Origin of the sequence: Bacteroides sp. CACC 737 (genome assembly GCF_013874375.1) — a bacterium.
Taxonomy (GTDB): Bacteria; Bacteroidota; Bacteroidia; order Bacteroidales; family Bacteroidaceae; genus Bacteroides; species Bacteroides uniformis.
Map to the genome: position 1 here is coordinate 3,808,249 of NZ_CP059408.1, position 24,048 is coordinate 3,832,296.

14 protein-coding genes are annotated in these 24,048 nt (G+C 48.1%); 8 read left to right on the forward strand and 6 right to left on the reverse strand.

From position 1 onward, the window contains the following. Positions 1 to 141: 141 nt before the first annotated feature. The 8 genes from H1A11_RS15910 to H1A11_RS15945 all read left to right on the forward strand — a co-directional run bounded on the left by H1A11_RS15910 (position 142) and on the right by H1A11_RS15945 (position 15,064). Positions 142 to 1,371, forward strand: coding sequence for a glycoside hydrolase family 76 protein (locus H1A11_RS15910; RefSeq protein ID WP_119962009.1), 1,230 nt, complete (start codon positions 142 to 144; stop codon positions 1,369 to 1,371). Between the two features lie 19 nt (positions 1,372 to 1,390). After that, complete coding sequence (locus H1A11_RS15915) at positions 1,391 to 2,854, forward strand: glycoside hydrolase family 125 protein (RefSeq protein WP_005824841.1); 1,464 nt, start codon at positions 1,391 to 1,393, stop codon at positions 2,852 to 2,854. A 142-nt stretch (positions 2,855 to 2,996) separates the two neighbouring features. Further along, on the forward strand, positions 2,997 to 6,173 hold the full coding sequence (locus H1A11_RS15920; protein ID WP_117964347.1) for a TonB-dependent receptor: 3,177 nt from the start codon (positions 2,997 to 2,999) through the stop codon (positions 6,171 to 6,173). A gap of 15 nt (positions 6,174 to 6,188) precedes the next feature. Then, entirely contained in the window at positions 6,189 to 7,799 is a 1,611-nt protein-coding gene (locus tag H1A11_RS15925) for a RagB/SusD family nutrient uptake outer membrane protein (RefSeq protein ID WP_117964346.1), read from the forward strand. A 33-nt stretch (positions 7,800 to 7,832) separates the two neighbouring features. Continuing rightward, entirely contained in the window at positions 7,833 to 8,981 is a 1,149-nt protein-coding gene (locus H1A11_RS15930) for a SusE domain-containing protein (RefSeq protein WP_005833935.1), read from the forward strand. A 14-nt stretch (positions 8,982 to 8,995) separates the two neighbouring features. Next, a complete protein-coding gene (locus tag H1A11_RS15935) occupies positions 8,996 to 10,129 on the forward strand; it encodes a glycoside hydrolase family 76 protein (RefSeq protein WP_005824849.1) in 1,134 nt (377 codons plus the stop codon). Positions 10,130 to 10,270: 141 nt separating this feature from the next. Continuing rightward, the gene (locus tag H1A11_RS15940) at positions 10,271 to 12,421 is read left to right on the forward strand and encodes a GH92 family glycosyl hydrolase (RefSeq protein ID WP_117964345.1); all 2,151 of its coding nucleotides are present in this window, start codon (positions 10,271 to 10,273) and stop codon (positions 12,419 to 12,421) included. Between the two features lie 15 nt (positions 12,422 to 12,436). Beyond that, positions 12,437 to 15,064: a glycoside hydrolase family 78 protein gene (locus H1A11_RS15945; protein ID WP_131225663.1), complete on the forward strand. Its 2,628-nt coding sequence runs from the start codon at positions 12,437 to 12,439 to the stop codon at positions 15,062 to 15,064. A 111-nt stretch (positions 15,065 to 15,175) separates the two neighbouring features. Here H1A11_RS15945 and H1A11_RS15950 read toward each other — a convergent pair whose 3' ends face one another. The 6 genes from H1A11_RS15950 to ychF form a co-directional block, all read right to left on the reverse strand. Next, positions 15,176 to 17,353 carry a glycoside hydrolase family 3 C-terminal domain-containing protein gene (locus H1A11_RS15950; RefSeq protein ID WP_181757439.1) on the reverse strand — a complete coding sequence of 726 codons (2,178 nt, stop codon included), beginning with the start codon at positions 17,351 to 17,353 and terminating at the stop codon, positions 15,176 to 15,178. 123 nt (positions 17,354 to 17,476) lie between these two features. Then, complete coding sequence (locus tag H1A11_RS15955; protein WP_181757440.1) at positions 17,477 to 19,813, reverse strand: alpha-xylosidase; 2,337 nt, start codon at positions 19,811 to 19,813, stop codon at positions 17,477 to 17,479. 101 nt (positions 19,814 to 19,914) lie between these two features. Then, complete coding sequence (gene lgt, locus H1A11_RS15960; protein ID WP_005833929.1) at positions 19,915 to 20,817, reverse strand: prolipoprotein diacylglyceryl transferase; 903 nt, start codon at positions 20,815 to 20,817, stop codon at positions 19,915 to 19,917. Between the two features lie 86 nt (positions 20,818 to 20,903). Beyond that, positions 20,904 to 21,824, reverse strand: coding sequence for a ketopantoate reductase family protein (locus H1A11_RS15965; protein ID WP_005833928.1), 921 nt, complete (start codon positions 21,822 to 21,824; stop codon positions 20,904 to 20,906). Between the two features lie 14 nt (positions 21,825 to 21,838). Continuing rightward, positions 21,839 to 22,651 carry a carboxypeptidase-like regulatory domain-containing protein gene (locus H1A11_RS15970; protein ID WP_181757441.1) on the reverse strand — a complete coding sequence of 271 codons (813 nt, stop codon included), beginning with the start codon at positions 22,649 to 22,651 and terminating at the stop codon, positions 21,839 to 21,841. 77 nt (positions 22,652 to 22,728) lie between these two features. Then, entirely contained in the window at positions 22,729 to 23,832 is a 1,104-nt protein-coding gene (gene ychF / locus H1A11_RS15975; protein WP_057097379.1) for a redox-regulated ATPase YchF, read from the reverse strand. Between the last annotated feature and the right edge of the window lie 216 nt (positions 23,833 to 24,048).

The window sequence follows — 24,048 nt, forward strand, 5'->3', positions numbered from 1 at the left end:
TATGTCACGGATTTATAGTTGGCTTTTAACCTTACTGTCTATTTTTGCAATCGTTTTTAATAGGGTTTATATATTATATAAAAGAAGACTCCTGCAACGGAGTGAAAAACAAGTCGAACAATTTAATGCCGTAGAAAAAAGATGAAAAATTCCAAGAAAGCACTCCTCTGCCTATTGGCATGCGCCTTGGCAGTAACCGGATGCAAGACACAGAAAGAACCGGCTGTGGCAGATAACGCAATGCTGGTCAGATCTACACAAACACTTGATTCCTTATATGCTCACTATTCCGCACCGGGCACTTGTCTGTTGCGTGAGAATTATCCTTCGGACGTGGAAGGCTATACCGCTACTTATCTGGCTTCCGAGGAACAAAAGAACCGTCCCAATCTCTACTCTTATTTGTGGCCTTATTCCGGTACCTTCTCCGCAGTGAATGCGTTGATGGAGGCCACTAAAGATAACAAGAAAGATTTCGGGAACTATCAGAAGTTGCTTGATGAGAAAGTGCTTCCGGGACTTGCTGAATATTTCGATACTCGTCGTATGCCCGAAGCGTATGCTTCTTACATCAAGGACGCTCCGTTGTCCGACCGCTTTTACGATGACAACGTGTGGCTCGGCATTGACTTCACAGACGTCTATCTGATGACTAGCCAAGAGAACTATCTGCAGAGCGCCAAGCTTATCTGGAAGTTTATAGAAAGCGGTATGGACGATTGTTTGGGAGGAGGTATCTATTGGTGCGAACAGAAGAAGGAATCAAAGAACACTTGTTCCAACGCCCCTGGTTCCGTCTTTGCCCTGAAACTTTTCAAGGCTACGCAAGACAGCTCCTATTTTGAGAAAGGGAAGAGTTTGTACGAGTGGACTAAAGCAACATTGCAGGACACAACAGACTGCCTTTACTTCGACAACATGCGTTTGGACGGTGAGATAGGACGTGCCAAATTTGCCTATAACAGCGGTCAGATGATGCAGTCGGCTGCTTTGCTCTATCAGCTTACCGGTAATGGGCAGTATCTGAAGGATGCGCAAGCGATTGCTGCTGCTTGTCATAATTATTTCTTCATGGAATTCACCCCCGGACAGGGAGAACCGTTCCATATGCTGAAGAAGGGTGATGTGTGGTTCACCGCCGTTATGTTGCGTGGTTTTATGGAACTCTATCAGGTGGACGGTAACAAGGTTTATCTTGATTCCTTTGCCCGCAGTCTGGACTATGCTTGGACGCATGCCCGTGAAGATAACGGCCTTTTCAATACTGATTTCACCGGCAAGAGCCGCGACAATCGTAAATGGCTGCTGACACAAGCCGCCATGGTAGAGATGTACGCGCGTTTGGCCGTGTTCGCTAATCAGTCTTTATAATTAAAACGAATCAGACCAAATGAAAAAGAGAAACATTACCTTGTGCGCTGTTGCCATGCTCTGTATGCAAGGCTATGCTAAGGCAGACACTTTTATCCTGAAAGGTGACAACACTTGTGTGGAGAACTATGCTCAGATGACTGCTGCTTACAAGAGCAATCGTCCAAAAATGAAGAAACGCCTTTTCACCTCAAAAGCGGTGGAAGCTGAGATTGTTCGCGTGAAGAAACTGCTTACCAATCCTAAGTTGGCGTGGATGTTTGAGAATTGCTTTCCTAATACGCTTGACACTACTGTACACTTTCGCATGCTGGACGGTAAACCCGATACTTTTGTTTATACCGGTGACATCCATGCTATGTGGCTGCGTGACTCCGGTGCGCAGGTGTGGCCATATGTGCAGTTAGCCAACAATGATGCGCAATTGAAAGAGATGCTCGAAGGTGTCATTCGCCGTCAGTTCCTTTGCATCAACATTGATCCGTACGCCAATGCTTTCAACGACGGACCTACGGGTGGCAACTGGATGACTGACTTGACAGATATGAAGCCCGAACTGCACGAGCGCAAATGGGAGATAGACTCTCTTTGTTACCCGCTTCGTCTGGCTTACCAGTATTGGAAAGTAACTGGTGACAGCAGTATCTTCGACGGTGAATGGATGAAGGCAATTACTGCTATCCTGAAGACTTTCAAGGAACAGCAGCGTAAGGACGGTGTAGGCCCTTACCGTTTCCAACGTAAGACGGAACGTGCTCTGGATACGCTGAATAACGACGGCTTGGGTGCTCCGGTCAAACCGGTGGGACTGATTGTTTCCGCTTTCCGCCCATCGGACGATGCCACTACGCTTCAGTACCTGGTCCCTTCCAACTTTTTCGCTGTCTCTTCTCTGAGAAAGGCTGCTGAAATTCTGACGGAAGTAAACAAGGAAACATCCTTGGCCAAAGAATGCACCGATTTGGCAGCCGAAGTGGAGGCAGCCCTGAAGAAATATGCCACTTACAATCATCCTGAGTTTGGGACAATCTATGCATTTGAAGTAGATGGATTCGGCAATCATCTGTTAATGGACGATGCCAATGTACCCAGCCTTCTTGCTATGCCTTATTTGGGTGATGTGGACGTAAACGATCCTATCTATCAGAATACACGCCGCTTTGTGTGGAGTGGCAGCAACCCTTACTTTTTTAAAGGTAAAGCCGGTGAAGGTATCGGAGGTCCGCACATTGGTTATGATATGGTATGGCCTATGAGTATCATGATGAAGGCATTCACCAGCCAGAATGATGAGGAGATAAAGATTTGTATCAAAATGCTGATGGATACGGATGCCGGTACGGGATTCATGCACGAGTCTTTCCACAAGGATGACCCCACTAACTTTACCCGTGCATGGTTTGCTTGGCAGAATACGCTGTTTGGAGAATTGATTTTGAAATTAGTGAACGAGGGTAAAGTGGATTTGCTGAACAGCTTGTAAAAACAGGAATTATTTAAAATCAATAAAGTGCGCTGGAAGGAGGATTAGGATACAAATTGCATGAATTGGTTGTTCGTTGGTATTATTTGTGTTCTTTTCCTTTTTTTATCGTGATTTATTATAATGTTTAATCTTAAAGAATATGAAAAAGAATCGAGTGTACACAGTAAATTCATTGCTGGCTCGGATAGGTGGGAACTATAAGTTCTGGCTTATTGCCTTGCCTGCTGTGACTATGCTGGCGCAGGCTCCTGCGGTTTATGCACATGCGGAGACTATTACTGTGGTGCAGCAAAACAATGCCACGGTGAGAGGTTCCGTTAAGGATGCCACAGGTGAAAGCCTGATTGGAGTGAGTGTTACTGTTAAGGGTAAAGAAGGTGTGGGTACCATTACAGATGTGGACGGAAACTATTCCATTGTTTGTAGTGCCCAAGATGTTCTCGTCTTTTCCTATGTGGGATATGCCACTCAGGAAATTGCTGTGAAAAATCAAAAACAATTGAATGTTGTCTTAAAGGAGGATACCAAGGTGCTGGATGAAGTTATTGTCATCGGTTATGGTACTACTACCCGCAAGAGTGCCGTAGGTGCTGTAGACCAGGTAAAGGCTTCCATGATCGAAGACCGTCCCGTGGCTAACATGACAGATGCTTTGCAAGGGGCTGCGCCCAACGTGGTTATCCAGCAGCGCAGTAGCAATCCTAATGATCGTAAGACTAACTTTAATATTCGTGGTATCAGCACTGTGAATGACAATAGTCCGCTTTTTGTCATAGACGGATTGGTAGCTGATGGCGGTAGTTTCGATAAATTGAATCCCAATGATATTGAGAACATTTCCATCTTGAAAGATGCCGGTACAGCTGCTATTTATGGTTCACGTTCTTCCAATGGTGTAGTTTTGGTTACTACTAAGAAAGGTAAGAAGAACCAGCGTGCGACAGTTCGGTTAAGTGGTATGATGGGATGGCAGAATCCGGATATCTTGTTTTCTCCGGTGAAAGGCTATCAGAACGCTACTTTGCGCAATTTAGCTGCCACCAATGCTGGAGAGGCTCCTTTGTATACACCCGATCAAATCCGTGACCTGGCTGCCCATCAAAATGAAGAAAGCTGGTTTTTTGATCAGATAGTCCGCACAGCCTTACAGCAGAATTACAATCTAAGCGTATCTGGAGGTAGTGATAAAACTACTTACATGGTGTCCATGGGTTATTATGACCAGGAAAGTAATTATGTGGGCAACAGTGATTTTGGCGTGCAGCGTTATAATTTTCGTACCAATGTTAGCACGGAAGTGGGACGTTTGAAACTGAATGCTATTTTGGCTTATACACGTAATAATAGTGTAAGTACCACCGGTGGGAGTTTGGAAGTGGATGCCGCCCGTGTACCTACTTATTATTATTACAAAATGAAATCGGAAGATGGAAGATATTTGTTAAATGATGTATTGACTGAATTTAACCCATTGGGAGCATTGGAAGCTGGTGGCCGTAACAAGTATCGTAACAATTATCTGAACGCTAATGTCAATGCTGAATTCCGGCTTATTGACGGATTGAAGTTGCGTGGAGTGTTGGGTGCGGATGTGATAAACGACATGCGTTCTACCCGCAATTTGGGCGTATCCTATTACTTGAATGAAGAGGCTACCGAACCACGTCCAGTGAAAGATACTGACTATCGGACCAGTAACTGGAATCATACGGCTTACCTTATTAATAGCCAACTTTTGTTGGATTACAACAAGACATTCGGTAAACACAATGTCAGCGGGCTTTTTGGAGTAACCAATGAATCGTTTACTTCGTCTAGCAATGAGATTGAGAAGAAGGGGGTAGATCCCGACTTGGGTATTGGTACAGACATTACCAATAGTACTGTGGGAAACATCACAGGAAAAACATTTGTAGATGAATCCAACCGTACCAGTCTGACTTCTCTGTTGGGACGTGTGGGGTATTCTTACGCTGACAGATATTATACAGAATTCAGCTTCCGTTATGACGCTTCTTCCAAGTTTCATAAAGACTACCGATGGGGTTTCTTCCCTTCTGTTTCATTAGGCTGGCGTTTGAGCGAGGAGAACTTTATGCAGGCTTACAAGGAACGTGTGGGTGACTTGAAACTGCGTACTTCTTTTGGTATCTTGGGTAACCAGTCTATTGGTACTTATGACCGTTTTACTGTTTACGAACTGTACAACAACTCTTACGCATACAACAACCAGACAGTATCGGGCGCAGGTTTTAAGTTAGGTAAGGATAATTTGACTTGGGAAAAGACCAAAACCTTCAACGTGGGTGTAGACGCTTCGTTCTTCAATAACGCTTTGAATGTGACGTTCGACTATTTCTACAAGCGTACGAGCGACATTTTAATGAAGCCCCTTGTGCCTTCGGTATTCGGTACGGATATGGCGATGGACAACATTGGTGAGATGCAGAATCAAGGTTGGGACCTCTCTATCAACTATCGTTTGAAAACGGGAGCCGCAAATCATAACTTCAACTTCAATCTTGGTGACTCTTGGAATGAAGTGCTGAAGTACCCTGGTCACGAAAGAATCTCACAAATAGAGGAGTTGAGCCGTATCACCCGTGAAGGATGTCCGTTGGAGTCTTACTACGGTTACAAGATGGACGGCTTTTTCCAAAGCTACGAGGAGATTGAGGCATCGGCTATTCCTGTAGGTGGAAAGGTACAGCCGGGTGATGTGAAGTTTGTAGACCGTAACGAAGATGGTGTCATCGACTCGAAGGATAAGTTTATCTTGGGTAATGCCTTCCCTCGTCTTACTTTCGGTTTCAACTACAATGTAGAATGGAAAGGATTCGATTTCGGTATGTTCTGGCAGGGTGTGGGCAAGCGTGACATGATGCTTCGTGGTGAATTGATTGAACCGTTCCACGCCAATTACTCTTATAATATCTATAAGCATCAACTGGATTTCTGGACTCCTACCAACACCGATGCACGTTGGCCGAGACTTACTGCCCCGGGTTCTACTTCCAACAGAAACAACTACGGAAGCGGACAAGGTTCCGACCTATTCTTGATGGATGGAAAATACCTGCGTCTGAAGAACTTGCAGATTGGTTACACATTCCCCAAAACATGGAGCCGCAAGGTGGGCATGGAAAAGGCACGTATCTATGTCAACGGACAAAACTTGCTGACTTTCAGTAATAACTCGTTTATTGACCCTGAATCTTCTGAGTTCGACTCTAAGATGGGTAATAGTGGCGCCAATTCTGGTAGAAACTATCCGACGCTCCGTTACTATGGTTTCGGTATAGACATTGAATTCTAAAAACAACAGATAACTATGAAACTAAAAAAATATATAGCTTTTGCCGGAATGGCTGTTCTGATGCTTTGCAGTTGCAACGAGATGGAGAACGCACCGACAAACAAATTTACGGATAACTCTTATTGGACTTCCACCACCAAAGCCCAGTATGTGGTGAACATGGCTTACAGCCAGATGTACAATGCAGGCCGTATGTGGAGCGATGAAAGTTTGAGTGACAATGCTTACGACGGTCGCAGTGTGGACGACCAACGTGCCATTCGCAAAGGTATGGCCACTCCCTCGCTCGACATCTTCAAGAATGAATGGAAAGACCTTTACGGAGGTATAAAGACCTGCCACGTGTTCCTTGAAAAGGTGGATCTGGTACCCAACATGGACGCATCTGTTAAAGCACGTATGATTGCCGAGATACGCTATATCCGTGCAAGCCTCTACTTCCGTCTGACTAACCTTTATGGTGCAGTACCTTTCTTTACGGAGGACATCACGCTGGAAGAATCGCGGAGTGTAAGTCGTACAGACCGCGAAACCATTATCAGCTTCATTCACCAAGAATTGGAAGACATCAAGGATGCGCTTCCCACTCGCGACCAATTGCCCGAAGAAGACAAGGGCAAAATTACTAAAGGTGCCGTTTGTGCTTTGCAGGCTCGTGTCTACTTGATGGATAGCGACTGGAACAATGTGATGCTTTATTGCGACAATCTGATGAACAAACAAGGCGAATATGGTACTTATGCTTTATTTCCTGATTATGCCGGGCTTTTTGATGAAGCCAATGAGTATAATGAAGAGATTATCATGGATCGTTCTTATGTACCCAATTTGATTACTTGGGGTGAGATGGTAGACATGATTCCTTTGTCAAGAGGCGGACGTGCCGTGAACCGTGTGCCGCAGCAATCGTTGGTAGACACTTATCTGATGCTTAGTGGAAAGACTATCAGTGAAGCCGGGACAGATTATAACCCTGCTTATCCTTACGATAACCGTGACCCACGTCTCACCGCTACTATCATTTATGATGGCTATGATTGGAGTGGCAATGTGGACGATGGCAGTAAAGACGTAGTCATCAACATTCGTCCGGGTTCGGGAACCGATGCCTACGATGGTGGTGGAAACGGCACTTCTACCGGTTATTTCACTCGTAAGTATTATAATCCGCAGGCTTCCGGTGATCAGAATTCCGGTATGAATATCATCACTATGCGTTATGCTGACATCTTGCTGATGTATGCTGAGGCTGTTCACGAAACAAGCGGTATGACTGAAGCGGTATGGAACAAGACTATCCGTCCCATCCGCGAACGTGCCGGATTCACTGCCGATGCAGCCTTGAACTTTCCTGCCGGAAAGAGTAAGGAAGAGATGAGGCAGATTATTCGCGACGAACGTCGTGTAGAAATGGCGATGGAAGGTTTGCGCTGGTATGATATTAAGCGTTGGAAGGCTGGCAACGAATACTTGTCGGGCAAGGTGCGCGGTGCAAGCTTCGTGGACGAGAATAAGCTTGACACTCGCAAGTTCGAAGAGGCAAGAGATTACCTTTGGGCAGTTCCTATCAGTGAAATCAATTTGAATCCCAATCTGGCGCCTAACAATCCGGGATATGGAAATTAACGTGTATCTAAACTCATTAAAAACAATAGAACAATGAAAACAATATTCTCAACAATAGCTCTTTTTTCGGCAGTCCTCTTTGCTACGTCTTGTACGGAAGACATGGAATACAAGGATTCCAAAGTTTCCTCAGTAAATCAGTTGTATGAACCCACTGACGGCAAGGAAGTAGTCTTGCAATCGTCGGCCAGCGCCAGCCTGTTCTTTGAATGGGAGTCGGCCAAGGCTGAAGATAGCGGTGCCCCTCTTTATGAAGTGGTATTCGATAAAGAAGGTGGAGATTTTTCTAAGCCTATTTACAAAGTGCTTTCTGACAATGGCGGTTCTTTGAGCTATGCTACCATCAGCCACAAGACATTGAACAAGGTTGGTGCGGCTGCCGGATTGAACAGTGGTGAGACGGGTACACTTGTTTGGACAGTAATGGCTTCCAGAGGTTTGAATTCTGTAATGGCAAAGGAAAGCAAGAAGCTCACCATCACTCGCTTGGTGGGATTTGAAGAGATTCCGGCACAGCTTTACTTGACCGGAAGTGCTACTGAAGGTGGTATGGATGCTTCTAAGGCCGTGGCGTGTGCTTCACCCGAAAAGGATAAGTTCGAAGTCTTTACGAAGTTGGAAGGCGGAAAGACTTACAAACTGGTAGATAGAGCAGCCGAAGGTGCCAAGGTGTTTTATATCAATGGCAATAAGATTATGGAAGGCGAAGGCGAGACAACCGTAGAAAAGACGGGAGTTTATCGCATTGAGATGGATTTCTCCATTGCATCTGTAACCGTCAGGGAAGTAAGTAAGATGGAATTCTACTTCTGCCCGAGTGGTGCCGCAACTTTTGAATTGCCTTATGTTGGAAACGGTGTGTTCTGCGGTCAGGATAAAATTGAGTTCAAGCAAGAAGGATGGGGGCGCGACCAACGCTATAAGTTCTTGATGACTTATGCTGATGGTAGTATACAGTATTGGGGAACCAAGAATACTACAGACTCTAATCCTGGTGCGGCTACTCCCGAAGATCCTTATTTCTACATTATGGAGACTCCTGATAACCAATGGGATCAGAAGTGGAAACTGAACAATGAATTCGATGGTGCGGCCGATGGCCACAATCCGGGTGCCATCACCAAGATTAGTGTGATATTCAATGTGGAGAACTATACTCATAAAGTGGAATTGGCCAACTAATTTAAGGAGAGATTATGAAAAAAATATTATTTTGTCTGCCCCTGCTTCTTTTGGCACTTCAATCGTGCGAGATAGAAGATGAGTATATGTATGATAAGGGGCTTTACACCATAGATTGGGATGCGGCTGCCGACAGCAGTTCTGTGACCCTGATAGATCGTTTCTGGAATACGGAAGAGAATTATTTCAACTACGGGAATGACGGTTCAATCAAGGATTTCCATTATTGGCCGCAGGCTCATGCTATGGATGTGATGATAGATGCTTACAATCGTACCGGAGATAGCAAGTACAGCGACTTGTTTGACAAATGGTATGTCGGTATCAAGGCAAAGAACGGTGGCAGTTATTGGAACAACTTTTATGATGATATGGAGTGGATTGCTCTCACCATGATTCGCTTGTACGAAGTTACTGATGAAAACAAGTATCTGGAAACTTCTCAAGAGATGTGGAATGAAATCAAGACCGGTTGGAACGATTACGCAGGTGGTGGCATTGCTTGGACTCACGACCAGCTATGGAGCAAAAATGCTTGTTCCAACGGCCCTGCTGCTTTGATTGCTGCTCGTCTTTACCGTATTAACGGGAATCAGGAGGATTTGGATTGGGCTGTCAATATTTATAAATGGGAGCGTGAAAATTTATTTAACCCTGCTACCGGCGCCATCTATGATAATGTGAACGGTGAGACGGGTGAGTTGAGTACACTTTCTCTTTCTTATAACCAAGGTACATTCTTGGGTGCTGCTTACGAACTGTATAAGATCACAGGAGAAGAGTCCTATTTGAAAGATGCTCGTAAGGCTGCCAATTTCGCTATCAGTAATAGTAGCATGATAGATACTGGAAACAATTTACTTCGTGATGAAGGCGATGGTGACGGAGGTTTGTTTAAGGGTATTTTCATGCGTTATTATGTGCAGCTGATTATGGAACCGAATTTGGACCCCATATATAAGAAGAAATTCATCACTTTCTTTAACAATAATGCTGAAATTTTGTGGCGAAAGGGAATCAATAAACTTGATTTGCTGTATAATACTAACTGGGCAATGAACAATAGCGGCAACAACCATCTGACTACGCAGACAAGTGGTTGTACTTTGATTGAAGCCAAAGCTCTCTTTGAAAAGAGCTTGAAATAAGTTAGCAATTAAAAGTGTGTCGAAACTCAATCTGGTTATTGGGTTTCGGCACATTTTTTTTAGAGCCATTTTTAATTGACAGTTATTTTGGAAATAATGTTTTTAGAGACAACAGTTTTTGATATAAAATAAACACAAAAGATGAAACAGAATCAATATTTATTTCTACTGTTCGCCCTGATTGTTCTGACGGGCTGTGGCGGTACGCAGAAGAAATTAACCGAATATGTCAATCCTTTCTTGGGTACGGCTACTTTGTGGGAGCCTGAGGACTTAGGGTATACGCGCAAAATAAAGTCACGTACATGGGGTGCGGAAACTTATCCGGGTGCTACCTTGCCCAACGCAATGGTGCAGCTCAGCCCCGTTACACAGTTTCGTAGCGGTGCGGGCTATCAATATGAGGACACTGTGATTTATGGTTTTTCACATACTGCTAAAGGGCATTGGAACTTGTTGCATGTCCCCATGTTGCCAGTGGTGGGAACTATCGCTCCGGGTAATTATTGCTCCGGGTTTAGTCACGAGAAGGAATCTGCGCATCCGGGGTATTACCAAGTTTATCTGGAACGCTATAAAGTGAACGCCGAGTTGACCAGTACCTTGCGTTGTGCCTACCATAAATATACTTTCGCCAAGGGCGACGATAAGTCGTTATTGGTAGACATCCGTCGTTCTAATAATGATGTCCGTGATTGGAAGATTGAGAAGGTTGACGATAATACGTTCACGGGTTATCAGGATGGCGACGGTAAAATCTACTTTTACGCTAAGACCAACTATAAAATAGGCCAAGTGGAAATGGTAAAAGACGACAAACATGAGGTGGCTGTGCTGCGTTTTATCGACAGCAAAGGTGTTGAACCTTTGGAAGTGAAGGCTGGTTTCTCGTTTGTGAGTATAGAGAATGCTCAAATGAATTTGAAGGCCGAAATGTTGAACAAAAGTTTTGCACAAGTGGCAGAAGAAGCTGATGCGGCTTGGGAAGCACTCCTCTCCAAGATTCAAGTTGCAGGTGGCACGGAACGTGAAAAGAGATTGTTTTATTCTACTTTCTTCCATGCTTTTAAATGGCCGGCTTTGCGTAGCGATGTGAATCATGAATATACTGATGTCCGTGGCGAAGTAGTGAATAACGGCTTCCACTATTACACTGACCCTTCTTTTTGGGACGATTATCGCAACAAACTGGTACTCATAGGTATGATTTCTCCCGATGTGACTACTGACATCATTAGGTCTATTATTGACAAAGGTGAGAAGCGTGACGGCTACATGCCCACCTTCTTCCATGGTGATCACGCTTCCACTTTTATTTCTGGTTCTTGGTTGCGTGGTTTGCATGATTTCGATCTGGAGCGTGCTTATAAGTTGATTCTGAAAAATGCTACGGTGCCCGGTAAAGGAGGACGTCGCTATTTGGATGAGTATATGGAGCGAGGTTGGATTGCTGAAAAAGACACAGTGAATGTACCCACATGGGACGAATACAAAGGGGCTGTGACCAAGACCCAGGAATATGCTTACGATGACTATGCCGTAGCCTTGGTAGCCAAGGAGCTGGGAGATGAAGCCAACTACAAACTGATGATGGAACGCTCCAACAACTACAAGACGCTATTCGACCCCTCTACCGGCTTTTGGAGAGGTAAGATTGACGATGGTAGCTGGATTCAGGATTTCGATCCGTATTATCCCTATTACCAGTACATGTACCGTGAGGCCAATGCATGGAACGCCCTCTTCTTCGCCCCCCACGACCCCGAAGGCATGATTAAGCTCTATCCCAGTAAAGAGGCGGTGGAGGCTAAACTGGATTCCTTATTCAGCGAACCGTGGAGAGGTTACGAGGCCCATAACCTGACCGGATTCATCGGAAACTATTGCCACGGAAACCAGCCGGGACACAGCATTCCTTACACCTATTATTTCATAGACAAACAAGAGAAAGCCCAATGCATTCTTGACAGTCTGATGAACCACTACTATGACATGGGTGCCGACAAGCTGGCTTATGCAGGGATGGATGATGCCGGCGAGATGTCTTCGTGGTATGTGCTCAATGCTATTGGACTTTACACTTATTCGCCTGCCGATCCTGAATATATTGTTACTGTTCCCTTGTTCGATAAAGTGACGTTCAATCTGAATGGTCGTCCCTTTACGATTGTGAAGAAAGGAAGCGGCAAGAAGATTATTGACATTACTTATGACGGTAAAAAGATTGACGGTTACTTTATCACCCATGACCAACTGAGGGAGGGCAAGGAACTGGTGATTACTACGGAATAGATAAACAATGGAGTTATGAAAAGAAATATACTGCTTCTATTCACATTCTTTGCTTGCATTACTGTACAAGGGCAGACTCCGGTTCGTTTGGTTGATCTGAGGAGCGAACATCTTGACAGACCTATAGGTTTGGATAATCCCGTTCCACGCCTTTCTTGGCGGATGGAAGATGGTAGGCAGGGAGCTGTGCAGACTTCCTGGCGGATTGTGGTAGACGAAGACTCGTTGAATGTGGTCAATGGCTGTGGCAGGATGTGGGATAGTGGAAAGAACGATTCCCGTAATCAGCTTGTGGCCTATGCGGGCAAAAAACTGCAGCCTTTCACTAGATATTATTGGAAAGTAATCTGCAGCGACATGGAATATAAGGAGACAGCTTCTCCTGTCTCTTACTTTGAAACGGGCATGATGGGGATGCAACATTGGCAAGGTGCTTGGATTGGCGATGGCAAGGATATTCATTATGGGCCTGCCCCTTACTTCCGAAAAGAGTTCAAGACCGGCAAAAAGGTAAAGTCAGCGCGTGCTTATATTGCCGCTGCTGGACTATATGAGCTTTACATCAATGGCGAGAAGGTAGGAGACCACTGCCTTGCCCCTCTCTATACCCGCTTTGATCGCCGCAACTTGTATGTGGCTTATGATGTGACTTCACAATTACAGAATGGTGACAACGCTATTGGCGTACTTTTGGGTAACGGCTGGTATAACCATCAATCCAAAGCAGTGTGGGACTTCGACCGTGCCCCTTGGCGCAACCGTCCCGCTTTCTGTCTGGACTTGCGCATTACTTACACCGATGGAAGCGTGGAGACTATTCCCACCGATCTCAGTTGGCGGACAGCGTCGGGTGCAATCACTTTTAATAGTATCTATACTGGCGAGCACTACGATGCACGTCTGGAGCAGAAAGGATGGAGCACTCCGGAATTCGATGATTCCAAGTGGCGCGGAGTAGCCTATCGGAGTGTACCTTCTTCCAATGTCACTGCCCAGCAAGTACATCCCATCCGTAATGTAAAGATTTTCCCCGCCGTCTCTTTCCGCAAAGTGGACGAGAAAACATACATCTATGATTTCGGGCAAAATATGTCCGGTGTGACTTGTATTCATGTTTCGGGTGAACGGGGAACGGAGGTCAGAATCAAACATGGCGAACGCTTACATCCAAATGGCCGCCTCGATCTCTCGAACATTGATGTCTACTTTCGAGGCGATAAGGAGAAAGACCCTTTTCAGACGGACATTCTCATTCTGAGTGGAGAAGAGGATGAGTTCATGCCCCGATTTAATTACAAGGGATTTCGTTATGTGGAGGTAGTGGCAGATAAGCCTATTGAGCTTGACCAAAACAGCTTGATTGCTTACTTCATGCACAGTGATGTGCCGGCAGTAGGTAGCTTGGAATCTTCGAGTCCACTGATAGGCAAGCTGCTCCATGCTGCCAATCACTCTTACCTTTCCAATCTGATGGGCTACCCCACCGATTGCCCTCAGCGCGAGAAGAACGGTTGGACTGGTGACGGTCATTTTGCCATTGAGGCAGCATTTTATAACTTTGATGGAATTACCGTTTACGAAAAATGGTTGGCCGACCATCGTGACGAACAGCAGCCCAACGGAGTGCTGCCCGATATTATTCCAACTGGTGGATGGGGATATGGTACAGACAACGGGCTGGACTGGACTAGTACTATTGCCATCATCCCTTGGAATATCTACCTCTTCTACGGTGATAGCAAGCCCTTGAGCGATTGTTACGAGAGCATCAAACGTTATGTGGATTATGTGGAGCGTATCTCTAACAATCATCTCACTACGTGGGGGCGCGGAGACTGGGTGCCGGTGAAGTCAAAATCCAATAAAGAGCTGACTTCCTCGGTCTACTTTTATGTAGATACCAAGATTTTGGCCGCTGCTGCCAAACTCTTCGGCAAACAGGCCGATTACGAATATTATAATGCCTTGTCGGAGGAGATAAAGCAAGCTGTCAATGATAAGTTCCTGAATCGAGAAACAGGCATCTATGCCGAAGGTTCACAAACCGAATTGAGTGTTCCCTTGCAATGGAAGATTGTGCCCGAAAAGTTGATAGGAAAAGTGGCAGCTAACTTGGCACATAAGGTAGAGGAGGACGGTTTTCACTTGGATGTGGGTGTATTAGGAGCTAAAGCTATTCTGAATGCACTCAGCGAAAATGGTTATGCTGAAACAGCTTATAAGGTGGCTGTACAGGACACTTATCCTTCATGGGGTTGGTGGATGGTGAACGGTGCCACTACGCTGCTCGAGAACTGGGATTTGCAGGCTACTCGTGACATCTCGGACAATCATATGATGTTCGGTGAAATAGGTGCTTGGTTCTACAAGGGGCTGGGAGGTATTTTCCCTGATCCCGCGCAACCTGGTTTTCAAAACATTCTGCTCCGTCCCCATTTCATAAAGGGATTGAAACGGTTTGAAGCTCGTCATCGGTCGCCTTACGGTAAAATTGTTTCTCGCTGGGAATGGAAAGGGAAATGTGTGCATTATGAAGTTACAGTGCCCGCTAACAGTACAGCTACACTCACTTTACCTGACAAGGCCGAGAATGTACGGGTGGTGGAACTGGCGGCAGGAAGATATGAGTTTATTATAAAGTGACCTTGTACTTCATTTATGCTTGCAAATATGTAATTAGCGGGTTTGCCACGTTGTTGTGGCATAACTCGCTAATTTTTATAGTCGGTATGTTAAGGGATGGCTTTTTCATTCTTATAGCCTGATCTTTCCCTCCAACCGTATATCTTCCGACGAAGCCCCTATCAGCAGCTTCACCGTTCCGGGTTCTACAACGAACATCTGCTTTCCTTCGTTCCAATAGCCGAGCTCCTCTTTGGGAACGGTAAGCGTCACTTCCCGGGTTTCGCCGGCCTTGATGGGGATACGCTTGAAGGCGCGCAACTGCTTGGAAGGACGTTCCACTTTGGAGTCCGGATAGCTGGCATAGAGCTGTACGACTTCTTCTCCGTCGCGTCCGCTGGTATTCTTCACTGATACCGTCACGCGGATGTTCTTCTTGTCTTGCTTGACGGATTCAATCTTCTCGTACGTAAAGTCGGAATAGCTCAGACCATAGCCGAAAGGATAGAGCACAGGGCCTTGGTGGTACATATACGTACGTCCGTTGCGGATGTCGTAGTCCATCATGTCGGGCAGGTCGATGATGTCTTTCACCCACGTCTGTACGGTACGTCCGGCTGGATTTACCTTGCCGAAGAGTACGTCGGCCAGTCCGTTGCCCTGCTCCTGGCTGCAGTGGGTGATGTGAACGATGGCAGGCACGTGCTCCTGGCTCCAGTTGATGGTGTAGGGGAAACTGCTGACGAGCACCAGTATGGTATTGGGATTGGCTTTGAGCACCAGCTTCACCAAGTCTTCATCGGGCAGCATCAGCGATTTGCGGTCCACGGCTTCGCGGCCGTCACTGGGGACGGGAGAGAACTTCCAGTCCGCACGTGTGCCGTAAGGATGGTTTCCTACACATACAATGGCGATGTCGGCGGCTGCGGCAGCCTTTTCCGCCTGGCCCATGCGGTTGTCTTCGGCGTGGATGATTTCGGTTCCTTCTTTCACAGCATTGCGTATGCCACTCAGAATCGTTGTTTCGTAAGGCGGGGTACCACTATACCAGTCTTGTACGATTTTGTCCGAATACGGGCCTATAACGGCTATTTTACGCAGCTTTCCGGCATCGAGTGGCAGGAGATTCTTGTTTTTCAATAATACCACGGACTTGGCGGTGACTTCCCGTGCCAGCCTGCGGGCTTCTGCTGTCATGAAAGGCGGTGCCTGCGTACTGTCCTTTCCGATGGAGAGATAAGGGTTACGGGAGTGGTCCCCGTCCAGCAAGCCAAGCTTGAGGGCGACGAAGATGTTCCCGCGGATGGCTTTGTCAATGTCGGCTTCGGTCAGCAATCCCTTTTCCAGCGCTTCCTTGACGTAAGGAACGTATACGTCGAGAAATTGTCCTGTGGTGGCTTTTACTACGGCAGCGGCACCCTCCGCAAAGCTCGGAAAACTCTTGTGCGCTTCAATCAGCAGTTTCAGGGCACCACCGTCCGTACAGATGATACCGTTGTTGCCCCACTGCTTGCGGGTAATCTCTTCGAGGCAGGGATGGATGGACATGGGGATGCTGTTCCAACTGTTGTAGGCTGCCATGAAGGCACGGCTGCCTCCCTCGGTGATGCCTTTATAGAAAGGATAAGCGTAGTATTCATGGAACAGCCGCGTGTCGAAGTCGGAGGAAGTGCTGTCCCGTCCGTCCTCGTTACTATTAGCAAGGAAGTGTTTCATCAGAGAGGCAGTTTTCCAGTAGCGGGGATGATTGCCTTGCAGGCCGCGTACGCTGGCAATGGTGAGTTGGGCGGTGAGGAAAGCATCTTCTCCGAAACTCTCCTCGGTACGTCCCCAGCGCGGGTCGCGGGCAAGGTCGGCATTCGGAGCGCGCATCACGAGGGCATGACGCTTGTTGCCGGTGGTCTGCATGTAGTAGCGGGCTTCTTCAGCAGCTTGTTCCGCTACTTTCTGCACCAAATCGGTGTCCCATGTGGAGCCCAGACCGTAGGATTGGGGGAATATGGTGGTGGGGCAGTCTGTGGGGACTACTTTCCCGTCTTCCGTTCTTTGGCGTCCGCCCCACATGGCAGGCCCGCCGAGGGTCAGCCCGTGCAGTCCTTCGTAGTGTCCGCAACGGGGAATGTTGAGGCGGGGGACACCGAGGTCGGTGGAAAGAAGGTTTATCTTTTCATCCAATGTCAGGATGGAAAGAAGATGGTCCACGCGCTGTTCGTCGGTGAGCGTGGTATCTTGGAAGGCTTGTGTTTGTTGTGCGCTTGTCTGCAGGCAAAGCAGCAGAGAGAAAATGAGGAGTAGTGACTTGTTTCTCATGGTTCATTAGGGTTTAATGGATTCAATGTAGTGGGTTGTCATAACAAACATTCTTGGTTGTTATCTCAATCTATACCTTTTGTCTGCACGAGATATGCATCTCATACATGAAAGGATAGGGGATTATGGGATGGACATTCGTTGCAACCGTCCGTCCTGCGGCAGGCAGAGCAACCCTTCGGCTTTCTTTTCGTCTGCCAGATACTTCTTCCACGTAATCTTGTCCCATTTCATCTGGTCTGTGCATTGTGCCACGGGGATATGGGGGATGGCCGAACCGTCCTTTACAAGAATGACGATGGGCAGGGTGCCGCACTCGATATGGTTCCATCCCGGAGCATACACCTTTCCGGTCTGGTAGTCTATCCATTTCTGCCGTCCGGGGAGGTAGACATCCCGTCCGCTGCCCTCTTCGAGCATGGGTGCCACGAGGAGATTGGAACCGAACATGTACTCGTCCTCTACCAGCCATGCACCCGGGTCGTCGGGATACTCCAGCAGCAGGGCGCGGAGCATCGGCCAGCCGTTTTCGGTGCACTCTTTGGATTGTGCATATACGTAGGGCATCAGTTTGTACTTCAGTTCGGCACAACGGCGGAAATAGTCTGTGAACTCTTTCCCGTAGTACCACGGCTCGGTGGGAGGTGCTCCGTGCACGCGGCTGTGGCTGGTGAGGAAGCCGAAGGGCAGCCAGCGGCGGTAGAGGCTTTCGGGGCTTTGGGTCACGAAGCCACCTATGTCATTGCTCCAGAAACAGAATCCGCTCAGTCCGATGGAGAGGCCGCTGCGGATGGTTCCCTCGAAACCGGTTTCGGTAGTGGCGGCGTCACCGCCCCAGTGCAGCGGGTAGCGTTGTGAGCCTGCCCATGCGGAACGTGCCCAGATAATGTTTTCGCCGTGTATCTTCTTGATTACCTCGGCCACGGTCTTGTTGTAGCGCAGGGGATAGAGGTTGTGTTCGTATAGTCCGCTACGGCCGTTGGCATAGATGGCATCCAGTGGGGCACCTTCGCCGAAGTCTACTTTGATGGCGCCTACACCCATTTCAATCAGGTTGCCGAGCTTCTTTTGATACCACTGCACGGTTTCGGGGTTGGTGAAGTCCAGCACCACGTCCTCGTAGGGGAGCTGTCCCTTGCCGTTGCGCACGTACAGACCGCGTTCTACCAACTCAGGGAAGAACTTGTTTTTCGGAGTGAAGTAGGGAAGTTGCCAGAGGCAGGTGCGGAAACCTTGTGACCTCAGGTCGGTGAGCATCTGCCGGGGATTGTCGAAGCGGTCGGCGGCAAAGGCGTAGTCGCATTGCCAGTCCACGCTGAACCAGCCGGTATCGAAGTGGATGACATCGCTCGGTATCTTGTTCTCACGCAGTTTCCGGGCTACGTCGCGGCCCTCTGCTTCGCTGAAGTAGGTGATGCGGCTCATCCAGGTGCCGAAGCTCCACAAGGGGGGCATTTCGGGCCGTCCTACCAGTGCGGTGTATTCGCTCAGCATCTCCTTCGGCGAACCTAGGAAGATGAAGATGTCCATCGCTTCGTCTGCCATGAAGAGTTTGGTGGCTCCGATGTAGGAACAGCCGAAGTCGCAGGTCACGGGGGCGGAAGTGTGCATAAACATGCCATAGCCGCGGTTACTGAAAAAGAAGGGGATAGGCTTGTACATGTCCGGGGTTTCGGGGCCCTGCGGGTCGGTGACAAAGAGGTTGACCTTCTGCCCGGCCTTGTTCAGTGCGGTGGCGGACTCGCCGCAACCGTAGATTTTCTCGTTCGGCGCGAGGCTGAATACGGGATTGATGCTGCGTGAGTTGTCCGAGCCGCGCTTGATGAAGCTGAATGGAGGTACCTTGACCTGCGTAGAGTCGTTGTCGCTCCAGCAACGGGTCTGTGTCAGCAGGCGTCCGTCGGCGTCTTTCAGTACCAGACGCCAGGGATAGTTCTGGATGAGCAGGCTGCCGTATCGGGAGGTGTACAGCGTACCTTTGTCCGTCTTCTCGGCTTTCCAGAAGGAGCGTCCGTCGGCGGGCTTTCCTATGAGCATGGGGTCGTCAGCATCTTCTTTCGGCACGATGGGCGAGGTGAGCATACGGATGCGAAGGGTACGTTCGCTGACCGGCTCGACGGTGAACGTCAGTTGCGGGTTATTGTCGTAGGCGGTCTCCGGGAAGTCCAGCGACTGGAGGGGCTGGTGCAGGTAAGTGTTTGCATTGAATGCCTGGCGGGGCATCAGTTGCTGGCGTTTCCACTGGACGGTTCCTTTACCGGTGGAGGTGTCGAACGATACCAGACTGTCGGCGAAGAAATAGGTGTTGCTGAGGTCCAGAAAATCCTGGCTCATGTCTTTCGACTGGGAAAGCAGGTATTGCACGCCGGCATTTGTTTTCAGTTGGGCATGCGCAGGCAGGGTGGCAGTTGCTGCCAGCAGCATAAAAGCTGCCCCTTTCATCAGTTGTCTCTCTTTCATGATAAATATATGATTTACGGTTACTGTTTCGATGCCGTAAAAGTAGAGAAATCCACACAGATGAAAGGGGTGGGTATGTTGCTTATGTAGGGCTGAAATGTTTATTTGGAAGCTTTCTTCCCGTAGAAACACATGAAATATACCCCGATAATCACAAACGGGATACTGAGCCACTGGCCCATGTTCAGCGTCATGCTGTCCTCAAAGTTCACCTGGTTTTCTTTCAGGAACTCGATGAAGAAACGGAAGGTGAAAATCTCCGTCAGGCAGAGTCCGAAGAAGAAACCGCGGTGATAGGGCAGGGAGGCTTCGGCCTGCACGGTGGTTGATTTCCGCTTGGTGGTGCTGAAATCTGTTTCGAGCTTGGTCTCTTGTTTCTTCTGTCCGCGTTTGTATAGCCAGACCATCCCCAGGAAGAAGATGAAGTAGGCGATGGCTTCGTAGAGCTGTGCCGGATGGCGAGGCAGCATGTCTTCGCGCTCGAAGATGAATGCCCAGGGCACGTCGGTCGGTTTACCGATGATTTCGGAGTTCATCAGGTTGGCAAGGCGGATGCAGCAGGCGGTGATGGGAGTGGCAACGGCTATCATGTCGAGCACGTCCATGTAGTGCATCTTCGTCTTGCGGCAGTACATCCAGAGGGCGATAATCAGGCCCAGCGTGCCGCCGTGGCTGGCAAGGCCGGTGTAACCCGTCATTTTCCATCCTGCGGCGGTCTGCTTGATGGGGAGAATCATTTCAACGAAGTGGTCCTGGTAGTAGGCCCAGTCGTAAAATATGCAGTGGCCCAGTCGTGCGCCTATCAGTATGCCGAAGAAGCAATAGAAGAAAAGAGGTTCGAATTTCTTTTCGTCTATTTTGCGGTCGTGGTACTGGTGTTGCACGATAAGGTAGGCAAAGGCGAGGCCGATAATCCATAATAAACCGTAGTAGCGGATGGATATGCCGAAGAAGTTGAATAGTTCGGGGTCGGGGTTCCAGTTGATGGTGAGTAGTGATAGCATATTTATGAAGAATTAAATTACTGAATTACGGGGTTGTTCGGGACAAAGGTATGAAATTATCTCGTTTGGCAGTTCATCGTGGCAGTTTATTTGAATTTCTCCGCCACCATCCTATACGTCGGCACCTCAATCCCTTGTTCCTCTGCAGCCGTAATCATGTCGAACAACAAGCCTTGTACTTCGCTCTGATGTCCTTTGGCCATATCTTTCTGCATGGAGGCGGTACTTTCGGGGGCGAGTTTGTCTATTACTTTGAGGTTATACTGCACGATGTCTTCCTTGAATTCTATACCCAACTTCCTGCCCAAAGCTGCACTCTCTTGTGACAGTCCGATAAAGGTGTCGCGCACTTTGCCCGGTTTCTGGACTTCGCCCATAGGTACGTCGTAATAGGCTCCGGTGACGGCCATAGCAGAAATGAAAGACCACTTGACGAATGTGTCCCGGTTGATGTCGTCGGAGATTTCGGCTTTGATGCCGCTTTCCTGCAAATCGCGTTGCACGGCTTCCAATGTTTCACGGGAAACAATCGTGCTGCGGTGTGCTCCGTAGACGAGCCGGAAAATCTTTCCCATCTGCGTGATTTCTCCCCGTCCGGATACGAATCCTACGATGTAGATGCAGCCGTCGAGCACCGTGACGCCGGGGACCAACCGCTGGATACGGGGACCGGTTCCGTAAACATTCAGGATGGGGATTACCACTGTACGCTCGTGTGAGGCACGTTTGATGAGTTCCGTAATGGAGTCTACGGAATAACCTTTGACGCAGACGAAGATAACATCCGCTTTGCCTTGGAATTCTTCTGCGGTAAATGCCGCCACTTTCAGACAATGTTCACCTTTCAAATCGGAGTGCAGTTGCAGACCGTTCCCGCGTATGGCGGCAAGGTGTTCGCCACGTGCAATGCAAGTGACGTCTTTGCCGGATAATGAAAGAAAGGCGGCGATGCTTCCGCCTACGCCGCCGGTACCTGCTATGAGGTATTTCAGATTACTGTTTGCCATTTGTTGTGTATGGTTTATTGAACGTAGTTTTCCTTTTCCATATAGTAAAGCCCTTCGCCCCGGTCACCGTTTTCCATGTCTTCCAGCTCTACTTTGAAGATACGGTAGGGAAGGTCTTTTTTGGGATGCTTGGGCATGTCTACTGTCAATAGATAGGCGTTGCCATATTCGTTGCTGTCGAAATATTCTTTTATTTCCTGCTTCATCAGCACGGGGACTTTCTCGCCGTCTATCCAGACGGTGACTTTCAGTTGCCCGGGGCGGGGAGCCATCTGGCATTCTTTGGCTTCTTCGTTTTGTTCTTGTTGCTCAATGTCACTCAGGTTTTCACCGTGTACCAATGACTCGGGCTTTGTTTCTTTCATCCATTGGTAGGTACGTGTCAAGCTCATGGGACGGACGTATATCTGATAAGTAGGCATGGCTCCGGGGATGCGGAAAGCACGCAGGCCATAAGCTTCCATACGATGATAACGTATGTCGAGTGTAGTGTCGCGGTCGGCGATGAAATCCCAGGCCCAGAACTCCAGGCGGTGTTCAGTTTCGGGCAGCCCGCTTTTCATGGCAATGTGCGCATAGGAGGGCAGATAAATAGAGGCTGCACTTTGATATTTCCCTTTGGGTATACGGGCCGTGTAATGCCCGTCTTTGTCGGTTATGGCTTCTATGATGTCATTGAACTGCGGGTTTTGCCACCAGATGCTGGCACTGTCTATCGGTTGTCCGTTGTAATCAGTCACCCGTCCGTGAATGGTTACCGAGTCTTGCTGTTGTGCATAAACGGCAGTATAGGACAATAAGAATAAAAGGAAGATAATCTGTTTCACAGTATTGTTATTGTATGGAGTTTATTAGAAAATGGCAATGTACAAAGAAAGTACATTGCCATCTGGAATGAATATCATTACACATTGAACCTGAAGTGCATGATGTCCCCATCCTGCACCACATACTCCTTGCCTTCCACACCCAACTTTCCGGCTTCGCGCACGGCTGCTTCGCTGCCATACTTGATATAATCCTCATACTTGATGACCTCTGCCCGGATAAACCCTTTCTCGAAATCCGTATGGATAACGCCGGCGCATTGCGGTGCTTTCCATCCCTTGCGATAGGTCCATGCCTTTACTTCCATCTCTCCGGCAGTGATGAAGGTTTCGAGGTTCAGCAGGCTGTAGATAGCTTTAATCAAACGGTTGCAACCGCTCTCTTTCAGTCCCAGGTCTTCGAGGAACATCTGTTTTTCCTCGTATGTCTCCAGTTCGGCAATGTCGGCCTCGGTCTGGGCGGAGATGATGATAAGTTCGGCATCCTCGCCCTTGATGGCTTCGCGCACCTGCTCTACGTACTGGTTGCCGCCGGCGGCGCTGACATCATCCACGTTGCAGACATAGAGCACGGGCTTGGTAGTAAGCAGGAACATCTGCTTGGCGCATTGTTCCTCGTCGTCGTTCTGCGGGATGACGGTGCGGGCGCTTTGTCCTTGTTCCAGGGCATCCTTGTAGCGGAGCAGGAGTTCGTACTCTATCTTTGCAGCCTTGTCGCCACCCACCTTGGCTATTTTCTCTACGCGCTTGATGCGGTTTTCCACGGTTTCGAGGTCTTTCAGTTGCAGCTCTGTGTCGATGATTTCCTTGTCGCGTACGGGGTTCACCGAGCCGTCCACGTGGACGATGTTGCCATTGTCGAAGCAGCGCAGCACGTGGATGATGGCGTCGCACTCGCGGATGTTGCCCAGGAACTGGTTGCCGAGTCCTTCACCTTTGCTGGCGCCTTTCACCAGTCCGGCAATGTCGACAATGTCGCACACGGCGGGTACGATACGCCCCGGGTGAACCAGCTCGGCGAGCTTCGTCAGTCGTTCGTCGGGTACGGACACTTGCCCCATTTGGGCGTCGATTGTACAGAACGGGAAGTTTGCCGCTTGTGCCTTTGCGCTGCTCAAGCAGTTGAAAAGAGTGGATTTTCCTACGTTGGGAAGGCCCACGATACCAGCTTTTAATGCCATAGTGTTATCTTGTTTTTTAGTTATTGTTCAGTTAATTGGATGCAAAGATAGTGCAAACCGAAGGCAGAATGAAATGAACGCGTTCATTTTTTATGCTGAGGTGCAGCCTATCTTCACTTTTTTAAGCAAAGATAGTACTTACCGGGGAAAGTGGGTATGTTAATTTGCATTAAAAGCACGAGAGTAAAATGATAAATTGATAGTTTTGTCGCAATT